Consider the following 11468-nt stretch of genomic DNA (forward strand, 5'->3'; position numbering starts at 1 on the left):
CCGGCGGGCGCGGCGGGACGCGGGGGAGGAAGCGGCCGGGTCGTGTCGCCGGGGGGTGGGGTCGAGGGGCGTGGGGGGAGGGAGGCGCGGCGTGCTTCCGTGCTCATGCACCCCCCGTTTCCTCGGGCCCGGGCCGGTCGTCCGGCGCGGGCCGGCCTTGCTCCTGCCCGGGCCCGGAGCGGACGGGCCGTCCCGGGCACGCATACCCGCACGGGCGGACCGCCATCCCGGCGCGGGCCCGGGGCCCTGCCGCCCGGACCGCTCCGCCGTGCGTGCGCGTCACTCTACGGCGTGCCCCCGCCCGGAGGTGAACCAGTCCGCGCGCCGGTGGCATTGGCCCGGAACGTCCCCCTACCCTGCGGTAATCCCGTCTGGCAGGCTGCGTCCATGACCGCGCGCGCCGTCGACCGGGCCCGTTACGACCGGGCCACCGCCCATCTGGACGCTCCCCTGGCGATCGTGGACCTGGAGGCCTTCGACGCCAACGCGGACGACCTGGTCCGCCGGGCCGGCGGGAAGCCGATCCGGGTCGCCAGCAAGTCCGTACGCTGCCGTGCCCTGCTCGAACGCGTCCTGGCCCGGGACGGGTTCGCGGGCGTCATGTCCTTCACGCTGGCCGAGTCCCTGTGGCTGGCGCGCTCCGGGTTCGAGGACGTGCTGCTCGCCTATCCGTCCGCGGACCGCGCCGGGTACGCGGAGCTGGCCTCCGATCCCGAGCTGGCCTCCGCCGTGACCGTGATGGTCGACGACCCGGCGCAGCTGCGGTTCATCGACGCGGCCCGGGACGGCGGCCGGGAGGTGGTGCGGGTCTGCCTGGAGCTGGACACCTCGCTGCGGCTGTTCGGCGGGCGGGTGCGGGTGGGGGCGCGGCGGTCCCCGCTGCACTCCCCCGCACAGGTCGCCGACCTGGCCCGGACGGTGGCCCGGTGGCCGGGGTTCGAGGTCGTCGGCGTCATGGCGTACGAGGGTCATGTGGCCGGGGTCGGGGACGCGGTGGCGGGTCGGCCGCTGCGGTCGCGGGCGGTGCGGCTGATGCAGGCCGCCGCCCGGCGCGAACTCGCCGAGCGGCGCGCCGCGGTGGTGCGGGCGGTGCGGGCCGTGGTGCCCGGCCTGGAGTTCGTCAACGGCGGCGGCACGGGCAGCGTGCAGCACACCGCCGCGGAGGACGCGGTCACCGAGATCGCCGCCGGCTCCGGGCTGTACGTGCCGCGGCTGTTCGACAACTACACGTCGTTCAGCGGGCGTCCGGCGGCCCTGTTCGCCCAGCCCGTGGTGCGGCGGCCCGGCGTCGGTGTGGTGACCGTGCTCGGCGGTGGCTACCCGGCCTCCGGCGCGGCCGGCGCCGACCGGCTCCCGGTGCCGTACCTGCCCGAGGGGTTGCGCTACGACCCCCAGGAGGGCGCCGGCGAGGTGCAGACGCCGCTGCTGGGCTCCCCCGCGGACGACCTGCTGATCGGCGACAAGGTGTGGTTCCGGCACGCGAAGGCCGGCGAGCTGTGCGAGCGGTTCGACGCGCTGCACCTGGTGGAGGGGGACGCGGTGACGGCGACGGTGCCGACGTACCGGGGCGAGGGACGCACCTGCCTGTAGGTCAGGCCGAGGGGCCGATGCCGCTGCCCACGCCGCCGCCCGTGCCCGCGTCGCCGACGGGCCGGATGCCCTTGGTGATCCGGTCCATGTCGGCGAGCGGCGGTCCGTCCTCGCCGGCGTCGAAGACGTAGCGGACGAGGATCGGGGACTCGGTGCCGACGGTGGACGGGAACGCCATCGACTGCACGTAGCCGCCGGGGCCCTCGGCCGTCGTCACCCGCCAGCGCACGTAGTACCCGGCGCGTCCGGCGACCGCGACCGCCCCGGATGCGACGACCTCGTGGGACTCGATGCCGCCGAAGGGCTTGCCGCCGAGTTCGTCGCGGTCGTAGGCGTCGTCGGCCGCGTCCTCGATGTCCTGCTCGGCGAGGGTCCTGGGGGAGGTCTCGGCGGTCGCGGTGACCGTGCGGGAGACGACGAGGCCGTGCCGGCACACGCCGCCGTCGCCGGGGCAGTCGTAGGTGCCGTCCGTGGTCATCACGACGTCGTCCCCGGGGACGTGCTGCGGGCGCACCCAGCCGGCCGGCAGCGGGAAGGTGATGCCGTTGAGCTGGTCCTCGACGACGGTGGGGTCGTCCGTGGAGGACGCGGAGGGGGTCGGCGACGCGGTCCGCGGTGCGGGGGCCGCGGAGGTCGGCGGGGTCCGGGCCGTCGCGCCCGTGTCGTCGTCCTCGCCGAGGAGGACGACGCCCGTGGCGATCGCCGCGACCAGGGCGGTCGCGGCGGCGGTGAGGGCGGCGGCCTTCGCGCGCCGGCCGCCGCCGCCCGGTCGCCGTCCCGGGCCGCCGCCCGTGGCCGGCGGCCCGGCCGGTGGCTGCGGGGGCGACGGCAGGGGCGGTCCGAAGCCCTCGGGCGCGCGCCGGTGCCCGGTCCAGGCGGTGCCGTCCCACCAGCGTTCCCGGTGCGGGGCGGACGGGTCGCGGTACCAGCCGGGCGGAGGCGTCATGCTCATCCCGGCACTGTAGGACGAGGGGCCGGGCGGTCTACAGCGGTGTGACGTACGCCCCGGAGATCCCGCCGTCCACCAGGAAGTCGGTGGCGTTGACGAAGGAGGAGTCGTCGCTGGCCAGGAACGCGACGGCGGCGGCGATCTCCTCGGCCCGGGCGAAGCGGCCGAGGGGGATGTGGACGAGCCGGCGCGCCGCCCGCTCCGGGTCCTTGGCGAACAGTTCCCGCAGCAGCGGGGTGTCGACCGGGCCGGGGCACAGGGCGTTGACCCGGATGCCCTCCCGGGCGAACTGCACGCCCAGCTCCCGGGACAGGGCGAGGACGCCGCCCTTGGAGGCCGTGTACGAGATCTGGCTGGTGGCGGCGCCCATGCGCGCGACGAAGGATGCGGTGTTGATGATCGAGCCCCTGCCCTGGCGCCGCATGTGGGGGATGGCGGCCTTGCAGCACAGGTAGACGGAGGTGAGGTTGACCTCCTGGACGCGTTTCCACGCCTCCAGGCCGGTCTCCAGGATGGAGTCGTCGTCGGGCGGGGAGATGCCGGCGTTGTTGAAGGCGACGTCGACGCTGCCGTAGGTGTCGTACGCCGTCCGGAACAGCGTTTCGACCTGCTCGGGGTCGGTGACGTCGGCCCGGACGAAGAGGCCGCCGGTCTCCTCGGCCGCCGCCTCGCCCCTCGTCTCGTCCACGTCGCCGCAGACGACGTGCGCGCCCTCGGAGGCGAGCCGGCGGGCGGAGGCGAGGCCGATGCCGCTGCCGGCTCCGGTGACGACGGCGGTACGGCCGACGAGCCTGCGGCAGACGGTGTCCTCGGTGGCTTCGGTCACTGTGCGGGGCCCTCCGTGCTCGTCGGGACGTTGCTGAGGAAGACGTTCTTGGTCTCGGTGAAGGCGGTCAGCGCGTCCGGGCCCAGCTCGCGGCCCAGCCCGGACTGCTTGAACCCGCCGAACGGCGTCCAGTAGCGGACGCTGGAGTGGGAGTTGACGGACAGGTTCCCGGCGCGCACGGCGCCCGACACGCGCAGGGCGCGGCCGACGTCCCGGGTCCAGAGCGAGCCGGACAGGCCGTAGTCGGTGGCGTTGGCCAGGCGGATCGCGTCGGCCTCGTCCTCGAAGGGCAGGACGACGGCGACGGGGCCGAAGACCTCCTCGACGGCCACGCGTGCCCGCGGGTCGACGCCGGTGAGGACGGTGGGCGGGAACCAGAAGCCGGGGCCGCCCTCGGGGGCCTTGCCGCGGATGCCGTCGGCGTCGTCGGGGACGTGGGAGCGGACGCGGTCGAGCTGGGCGCGGGAGATCAGCGGGCCCATGTCGGTGTTCTCGTCGGCCGGGTCGCCGACGCGGACGGACTCGATCGCGGGGGCGAGGAGGCCGAGGAAGCGGTCGTACACCGTCCGCTGGACGAGGATGCGGGTGCGGGCGCAGCAGTCCTGGCCGGCGTTGTCGAGGAAGGACATGGGGGCGGCGGCCGCGGCGGCCTCCAGGTCGGCGTCGGCGAAGACGATGTTGGGGCTCTTGCCGCCGAGTTCGAGGGTGACGGGTTTGAGGAGGGCCGCGCCCTTGGCCGCCACCTGCCGTCCCACGGCCGTCGATCCGGTGAAGACGATCTTCGCCACGCCCGGGTGTCCGACCAGTGCGTCGCCCGTGACCGGCCCGCGGCCCGGCAGCACCTGGAACAGGCCCTCCGGCAGCCCGGCCTCCAGGGCCAGTCCGGCCAGGCGCAGGGCGGTCAGCGGGGTCGTCTCGGCGGGCTTGAGGAGGACCGCGTTGCCGGCCGCGAGGGCGGGGGCCGTGCCCCAGGCGGCGATCGGCATCGGGAAGTTCCAGGGGGCGATGACGCCGACGACCCCGAGCGGTTCGAGGAGGGTGACGTCGAGGCCGCCGGCGACCGGGATCTGCCGTCCGGTGAGCCGCTCCACTCCCCCGGCGGCGTAGTCGAGCAGGTCGCGCACGTTGCCCGCCTCCCAGCGGGCGTTGCCGACGGTGTGCCCGGCCTCCCGTACCTCCAGCCGGGCCAGTTCCTCCAGGTGCCCGTCGACGGCGGCGGCGAACCGGCGCAGCAGCCGGGCCCGGTCGCCGGGTGCGAGCGCGGCCCAGGCCGTCTGCGCCCGCGCGGCCCGGACGACGGCGGCGTCCACGTCGGCGGCACCGGTGGCGGGGACGGTCGCGAGGACCTCTTCGGTGGCGGGGTTCAGTACGCGGAGCTCGTCGGACAAGGGGGACCTCACAGGCGTTCGAAGGAGCGGCGCAGTTCCCAGTCCGTGACCGCGGCGTCGAAGGCGTCCAGCTCGACGCGCGCCATGTTGCGGTAGTGGGCGACGACCTCGTCTCCGAAGGCGGCCTCGGCGAGGGCGCTGTTCTCCCACAGCTCGGCGGCCTCGCGCAGGGTGGTCGGGACGTGCGCGAAGTCGGCGGCGTAGGCGTTGCCCGGACAGGGGTCGGGCAGCTCCAGGCGCTGTTCGACGCCGTGCAGGCCGGCCGCGACCATGCCGGCCACCGCGAGGTAGGGGTTGACGTCGCCGCCGGGGAGCCGGTTCTCGAAGCGCAGGGAGCGGCCGTGGCCGACGACGCGCAGGGCGCAGGTGCGGTTGTCGTGGCCCCAGGCGACGGCGGTCGGGGCGAAGGAGCCGGGCTGGAAGCGCTTGTAGCTGTTGATGTTCGGGGCGTAGAGCAGCGAGAACTCGCGGAGCGCCGCGAGCTGTCCGGCGAGGAAGTGCCGCATGACGTCGGACATGCCGCCCTCCCGGTCGCCGGGCATGACGCTGTTGCCGTCGGCGTCGGCGAGGGAGAGGTGGATGTGGCAGGAGTTGCCCTCGCGTTCGTTGTACTTGGCCATGAAGGTGAGCGACATGCCCTCCTGGGCGGCGATCTCCTTCGCGCCGGTCTTGTAGACGGCGTGCTGGTCGCAGGTGACGAGGGCCTCGTCGTAGCGGAAGGCGATCTCGTGCTGGCCGGGGTTGCACTCGCCCTTGGCGGACTCGACGGTGAGGCCGGCGCCCGCCATCTCGTTGCGGATGCGGCGCAGCAGGGGCTCGATGCGGCCGGTGCCGAGGACCGAGTAGTCGATGTTGTACTGGTTGGCCGGGGTCAGCGCGCGGTAGTTCGCGTCCCAGGCCTGTTCGTAGGTGTCGCGGAAGACGATGAACTCCAGCTCCGTGCCGACCTGGGCCCGCCAGCCGTGCGCGGCGAGGCGCTCCAGCTGGCGGCGCAGGATCTGGCGGGGCGCGGCGGACACCGGGGAGCCGTCGTTCCAGGCGAGGTCGGCGACGACCAGGGCCGTGCCCTCGTTCCAGGGCAGGCGGCGCAGGGTGGTGGGGTCGGCGAGCATCGCGAAGTCGCCGTAGCCGTGGTCCCAGGAGGACATCGCGTATCCGCCGACGGTGTTCATGTCGGTGTCGACGGCGAGGAGGTAGTTGCAGCCCTCGGTGCCGTGTTCGAGGACCTCGTCGAGGAAGAACCGCGCGGCGAACCGCTTGCCCTGCAGGCGCCCCTGCATGTCGGGGAAGGCCAGGACGACGGTGTCGATGTCACCGCCCGCGACCAGGGCGTGCAGTTCCTCGACCCCGAGCGGGGGTGTGCGGTCCGCCACGGAGGGTCCTCCTTCCGACCGGGACCCATAAGGTATGGGTGGGAACCATTGGTTGGGAAGGGGGCGCGGCCGTATGCCGGAGGGGAACGGGGGGAGCGCGCCGGACCGGCTCACGCCGGTGCTGCGGCCGGTGCGGGCCGGCAACGGCTTCGAGGAGGCGCTGGAGCAGATCCTCCAGGTGGTCCGCCTCGGCCTGGTGCCGGCGGGCGGGCGGTTGCCCGCCGAACGGGAGCTGGCGGAGCGGCTGGGGGTCAGCCGGGTGACGCTGCGCGAGGTCCTGAAGGTGCTCCGGGACCAGGGGCTGCTTCAGGCCCGGCGCGGCCGGTACGGCGGTACGTTCGTGCTGCCCCGCCCGGACACCGGCGGCGCGGACGAGCTGCGGCGCCGGGTGGCCGGGGTGGACCTGGAGGACGTGCTGCGCTTCCGGGAGGTGCTGGAGGTGGGCGCGGCCGGGCTGTGCGCCGCGCACGGGCTGACGGGCGGGCGGGCGGCGCGGCTGCGCGCGGCGCTGGACGCCACGCACGACGCGCCGCCGGCGGAGTACCGGCGGCGGGACACGCTGCTGCACCTCGCCCTCGCGGAGCTGTGCGGCTCGCCGACGCTGGCCGCGCAGTACGCGGCCGTACGGGCGAGCGTGAACGGTCTGCTGGACTGCATCCCGCTGCTGGTGCGCAACCTGGAGCACTCCCAGCGGCAGCACACCGCGCTGGTGGGGGCCGTGCTCGACGGGGACGCGGACGGGGCGCGGGAGATCATGCGGGAGCACTGCGCGGGAACGGCCGCGCTGCTGCGCGGGTTCCTGGCGTGAGGGTCCGCTCCGCGGGGTGCCTCGGGCTGCCGCGAGGGCGGACCGGTCTGCAAGGGTAGGGGTGCGGTTCTTCACCGGGAGGGCGGATGGCGGACAGGCCGCTGATCGGCGTCAGCACGTATCTGGAGTCCCGGGCGCGCTGGGGCGTGTGGGAGCTGGAGGCGGCGCTGCTCCCCGCCGGGTATCCGCGGCTCGTGCAGCGGGCGGGCGGGCTGGCCGCCATGCTCCCGCCGGACGCGCCGGAGCACGCCGCCGCCACCGTGGCCCGCCTCGACGGCCTGGTCGTCGCGGGCGGCCCCGACGTGGAGCCGGCCCGCTACGGCGCCGAGCCCGACCCGCGCACCGGTCCGCCCGCGCGCGCCCGCGACGCGTGGGAGCTCGCGCTCATCGGGGCGGCCCTCGCGGCACGCGTCCCGCTGCTGGGCATCTGCCGGGGCATGCAGCTGCTGAACGTCGCCCTGGGCGGCACGCTCGTGCAGCACGTCGAGGGCCACGCGGAGGCGGTGGGCGTGTTCGGCGGCCACCCGGTCACGCCGGTGCCGGGCACGCGGTACGCCGGGGTCGTGCCGGAGGAGACGTGTGTGCCGACGTATCACCACCAGGCGGTGGACCGGCTCGGCACGGGCCTGATCGCCTCGGCGCACGCGGCGGACGGAACGGTGGAGGCGGTGGAACTGCCGTCCGCCGACGGCTGGGTCCTGGGCGTGCAGTGGCATCCGGAGATGGGCGAGGACCCGCGGGTGATGCGGGCGCTGGTGGACGCGGCGAGAGCGGGCGGGACCGGCTGAGCGGGCCGCGCCCCGCCGCGCGGACTCACCCCCGGGTCAGTGCCAGCAGCTGCCGCGCCGGTCCCGTCGGGCGGTGGCCCGTCGGCCACACGGCGCGCAGGTCGCGCGCCAGGGCGACGTCCGCCACGGGCACGCTGACCAGGCGCCGCGTCGTGAGCTCCTCGCCGACGGCGAGTTCGCTGAGGACCGCCGGACCGGCGCCGCCGACGGCGGCGGCCTTCACCGCGGTGGTCGACGACAGCTCGATCAGGGGACGGGCCAGGCCGCCCAGGGCCGTGTCCAGGACCTGCCGGGTGCCCGATCCCTCCTCCCGCAGGACCAGCGGGGTCGCCGCCAGTTCCGCGGCGGCCAGGGGGCGGCGCCGGCGGGCCCACGGATGGGTGGGTGCCGCCACGACGATCAGGCGGTCGTGGGCGATGACGGCGGAGTCCAGGCCCGCCGGGACGCTCACGCCCTCCACGAACCCGAGGTCGGCCTCGTCGGCGAGCAGCCGCTCCGCCACGGCCGCCGAGTTCCCGGCGAGCAGGGACACGGCGGTGTCCGGCAGCTGGCCGCGCAGGGCGACCAGCCAGCCCGGCAGCAGGTACTCGGCGATGGTCATGCTCGCCGCCACCCGCAGCCGCGAGTCCCGCCGGTCCCGCAGCGCCTGCGCGCCCGCGTCGAAGGCCTCGGCCGCCTCCACGATCCGGCGCGCCCAGTCCGTGACCAGTGCGCCGGCGTCGGTGAGCCGGGAGCCGCGCGGCGAGCGGTCCACCAGGGCCACTCCCAGCTGGCGTTCCATCGAGCGGATGCGGCTGCTGGCGGCCGGCTGGGTGATGCCCAGCTCGCGCGCGGCCCCGCCGAGACTGCCCAGCCGCGCCACCGCCAGCAGCAGCTCCATGGCGCCCAGATCCGGTACCCGGTGCGACAGCGAGCCCGCCACGTGCCGCGCCGGCTCGCCCGGTCCGCCCTCCCCGCCGCCCCTGACACTCCTGCTGCTCATAACCCCAGCTTATGCCCTCATAGGGACATGATCCCTGGTCAGGGGCTCCCGGTGCCGGGACGGTGGGAGCATGGTCACCGCAGCCCAGCCCCTCTCCCCCGCCTCCGCCCCGGTGCGGCCCTTCCCGCTCCTCCGCCATCTCGGTCCGAACTGGTACGCGTGCGTCATGGGCACCGCGGTCGTCGGCACCGCGGGCGCCGCGCTCCCCTGGCAGGTGCCCGGTCTGCGCGCCCTCTGCACCGCCGTCTGGGCGCTGTCGCTCGTCCTGCTGACGGTCCTGCTCGTGGCCCGGTCCCTGCACTGGCGGCACCACCGCGACCAGGCCCGCGCCCATCTGCTGGACCCGGCCGCGGCCCCCTTCTACGGCTGCCTGTCCATGGCCCTGCTGGCGGTCGGCGGCGGCGCCGTGACCGTCGGCCGGGACGTGACCGGTGGGCCGGCGGCGGTCGCCCTCGGTACCGTGCTGTTCACCGCGGGGACGGCGGTCGGGCTCGCGGCGGCCGTGACCGTCCCGTACCTGATGACCGTGCGGCACCGCATCGAACCGGGTGGGGCGAGCCCCGTGTGGCTGCTGCCGCTCGTCGCGCCGATGGTGTCCGCGGCCGTCGGCCCGCTGCTGGTCCCGCACCTGCCGCCGGGTCAGGCCCGGGAGACGCTGCTGCTCGCCTGCGTGGCGATGTTCGGGCTGAGTCTGCTCGCGACGCTGGTGACGCTCCCGGTGATCTTCGGGCGGCTGGTCACGGGCGGTCCACTGCCGCTCGCGCTCACCCCGTCGCTGTTCCTGGTGCTGGGCCCGCTCGGGCAGTCCACGACCGCCGTGGGGAAGTTCGCGGACGTGGCGCCCGGCGTCCTGCCCGGCCCGTACGCCGGAGGGTTCGCCGTGTTCGCCGTCCTGTACGGCGTACCCGTGACGGGCTTCGCGCTGATGTGGCTGGTCCTCGCCGCCGCGCACGTCGTGCGGGCCCGGCCCCGGGGCATGCGCTTCTCGATGACGTGGTGGTCGTTCACCTTCCCGGTGGGCACCTGTGTCACCGGTTGCGAGGCGCTCGCCCGGCGCACCGGTCTGATCGCCTACGACGTGCTCGCCCTCGCCCTGTACGCCCTGCTCGCCGCCGCCTGGACCGTCGCCGCCGTGTGCACCGCGCGCGGCCTGCTCAGCGGCGCGCTGCCCGCAGGGCCGCGCCCAGCAGCCGGGGCGCCTCGGCCAGCGACGGCCCGTACCACGTGAGGCACCGCCCGTCGACGAGGGCGCAGGGCAGGTCGGGGAAGGCCTCGGGTCCGTCGTCGGCGGTGAAGCGGTACGGCTCGTCCGGCAGCACCACGACGTCCGGGCGGGCCGCCCGCAGCTCCTCGACCGGGACCTTCGGGTAGCGCTCGGTGTGGCCGGCGTACAGGTGGTCGACGCCGAGACGGGCGAGCACGTCACCGGCGAAGGTGTCGCGGCCCAGCACCATCCAGGGGCGGCGCCAGACCGGCACGACGGCCGTGGCGCGGCGTTCCGGGACCGGCAGGGCCGACCAGGCCTCCCGGGCCGTCTCCAGCCACCGGGGCCGGGACGGCGCGCCGCAGGCCGTCAGGACCCGGGTGAGCTCCGTGAAGGCCTGCGCGACGGTGCGCACCTCGGTGACCAGGACCTCGACGCCGCCCGCGCGCAGAGCGTCCAGGTCGGGGGCCCGGTTCTCCTCCTCGTTGGCGAGCACCAGGTCGGGGGCGAGGGCGAGGATCCGCTCGACGTCCGGGTTCTTGGTGCCGCCGATCCGGGCGACCTCGAGGCCGGCCGGGTGCGTGCACCAGTCGGTGGCGCCGACCAGGGCGCCCGGGACCGTGCGGGCCACGGACTCCGTCAGGGACGGCACCAGGGAGACGACCCTCACCGCGGCCTCACCGGCGCGGCCGGTGCCGTACGGCCTCGATGTGCTCGGCGACGGCGACGACGATCAGCCGCGTGTCGGGCACCGTCGCCCGCCAGCGGTGCCGCACCCCGCCGGTCAGGTACAGGGTGTCGCCGCGTCCCAGCCGGTAGGCGCGCCCCTCGGCCTCGATCTCCACGGCACCCTCGGTGACGAACATCAACTGGTCGTTGCGGTACTGCAGTTCCCGGCCCGCGTCGTGGTCGCCGGTGAACTCCGAGGCGTGCATCTGGTGGTGTCCGCGCACCAGGGACCGCACCTTGGGCGCGAACCCGGGCTCGGGGTCCTCGGCCCGGACCACGTCCACGCTGCACGCGGGGTCGGCCGCGGCGAGCAGCTCCACGGCGGTGGTGCGCAGGGCGTCGGCCACCTTCTCCAGGGAGCTCTGGCTGGGGCGGGCCCGGTCGTTCTCGATCTGGCTCAGGAAGGGCACGGACAGACCGCTGCGCTCGGCGACGACGGCGAGCGTGAGCTCCAGGGTCCGGCGCCGCCGCCGTACGGCCGCGCCCACTCGAAGGTGCTGGTCTTTGTGGTCGCCCATCGCTCCGGCTCCCTCCTTCGCCCGTCGCCGTCGTACCGCCGTCCCGTGCCGGGGCGCCGTCCTCCCGAGGAGTTCTCTGCACCCTACGCATGTTCGGCAAACCGTTTCATGCGGCCGTCACATCGCTGTCACGGCGCGGTGGCCGGGACCTCACGGTTCTCGCCACGCGACGAGCCGCCCGCTCCGTACGACGGGCGCCTTACCGGTTCAAGGCGCGGGCGGCTCCGCGTGTTCCCGCCGGTCCGCTCCGCCTCCCCGCCCGGGTTCGGGTGGTGGCATGGCGCTCCGTGGTTGTCCGGATCCTATCCGTGTT

The 11468-nt window shown here is 75.4% G+C and carries 11 protein-coding genes; 4 read left to right on the forward strand and 7 right to left on the reverse strand.

Features of this window, described 5'->3' with window-relative positions; translation table 11 throughout:
* Positions 1–387: 387 nt before the first annotated feature.
* The gene (locus tag JHAT_RS32595) at positions 388–1590 is read left to right on the forward strand and encodes an amino acid deaminase/aldolase (protein ID WP_077801885.1); all 1203 of its coding nucleotides are present in this window, start codon (positions 388–390) and stop codon (positions 1588–1590) included.
* A gap of 1 nt (position 1591) precedes the next feature.
* Here the strand turns inward: JHAT_RS32595 and JHAT_RS32600 are convergent, their stop codons facing one another.
* The 4 genes from JHAT_RS32600 to JHAT_RS32615 are packed head-to-tail and all read right to left on the reverse strand — an operon-like array spanning position 1592 to position 6126.
* Positions 1592–2536, reverse strand: a complete 945-nt coding sequence (locus JHAT_RS32600) for a DUF2510 domain-containing protein (RefSeq protein WP_077801886.1) — start codon at positions 2534–2536, stop codon at positions 1592–1594.
* Between the two features lie 37 nt (positions 2537–2573).
* The gene (locus tag JHAT_RS32605) at positions 2574–3365 is read right to left on the reverse strand and encodes a 3-oxoacyl-ACP reductase (protein ID WP_077801887.1); all 792 of its coding nucleotides are present in this window, start codon (positions 3363–3365) and stop codon (positions 2574–2576) included.
* Positions 3362–4753, reverse strand: coding sequence for an aldehyde dehydrogenase (locus JHAT_RS32610; RefSeq protein ID WP_253195684.1), 1392 nt, complete (start codon positions 4751–4753; stop codon positions 3362–3364). Before JHAT_RS32610 ends, JHAT_RS32605 begins: the two co-directional genes overlap by 4 nt.
* 8 nt (positions 4754–4761) lie before the next feature.
* The gene (locus tag JHAT_RS32615; protein ID WP_077801888.1) at positions 4762–6126 is read right to left on the reverse strand and encodes a glutamine synthetase family protein; all 1365 of its coding nucleotides are present in this window, start codon (positions 6124–6126) and stop codon (positions 4762–4764) included.
* A gap of 73 nt (positions 6127–6199) precedes the next feature.
* On the opposite strand from JHAT_RS32615, the gene JHAT_RS32620 reads away from it, so the two are divergent.
* Together JHAT_RS32620 and JHAT_RS32625 are read left to right on the forward strand one after the other, a co-directional pair.
* Positions 6200–6934, forward strand: a complete 735-nt coding sequence (locus JHAT_RS32620) for a FadR/GntR family transcriptional regulator (protein WP_077801889.1) — start codon at positions 6200–6202, stop codon at positions 6932–6934.
* Between the two features lie 86 nt (positions 6935–7020).
* Entirely contained in the window at positions 7021–7722 is a 702-nt protein-coding gene (locus JHAT_RS32625; protein ID WP_077801890.1) for a gamma-glutamyl-gamma-aminobutyrate hydrolase family protein, read from the forward strand.
* Between the two features lie 25 nt (positions 7723–7747).
* Here the strand turns inward: JHAT_RS32625 and JHAT_RS32630 are convergent, their stop codons facing one another.
* Positions 7748–8704 carry a LysR substrate-binding domain-containing protein gene (locus tag JHAT_RS32630; protein WP_077801891.1) on the reverse strand — a complete coding sequence of 319 codons (957 nt, stop codon included), beginning with the start codon at positions 8702–8704 and terminating at the stop codon, positions 7748–7750.
* 70 nt (positions 8705–8774) lie between these two features.
* Here JHAT_RS32630 and JHAT_RS32635 point away from each other — a divergent pair, with 70 nt between their 5' ends.
* The gene (locus JHAT_RS32635) at positions 8775–9932 is read left to right on the forward strand and encodes a TDT family transporter (RefSeq protein WP_077801892.1); all 1158 of its coding nucleotides are present in this window, start codon (positions 8775–8777) and stop codon (positions 9930–9932) included.
* On the opposite strand, the gene JHAT_RS32640 is transcribed toward JHAT_RS32635, so the two are convergent.
* The gene (locus JHAT_RS32640; protein ID WP_077801893.1) at positions 9859–10578 is read right to left on the reverse strand and encodes a helical backbone metal receptor; all 720 of its coding nucleotides are present in this window, start codon (positions 10576–10578) and stop codon (positions 9859–9861) included. The genes JHAT_RS32635 and JHAT_RS32640 overlap by 74 nt on opposite strands.
* 7 nt (positions 10579–10585) lie before the next feature.
* Positions 10586–11155, reverse strand: coding sequence for a helix-turn-helix domain-containing protein (locus JHAT_RS32645; RefSeq protein ID WP_077801894.1), 570 nt, complete (start codon positions 11153–11155; stop codon positions 10586–10588).
* Positions 11156–11468 lie beyond the last annotated feature (313 nt).

This window comes from Streptomyces sp. JHA26 (genome assembly GCF_002005565.1).
In the GTDB taxonomy this organism is placed as follows: Bacteria; Actinomycetota; Actinomycetes; order Streptomycetales; family Streptomycetaceae; genus Streptomyces.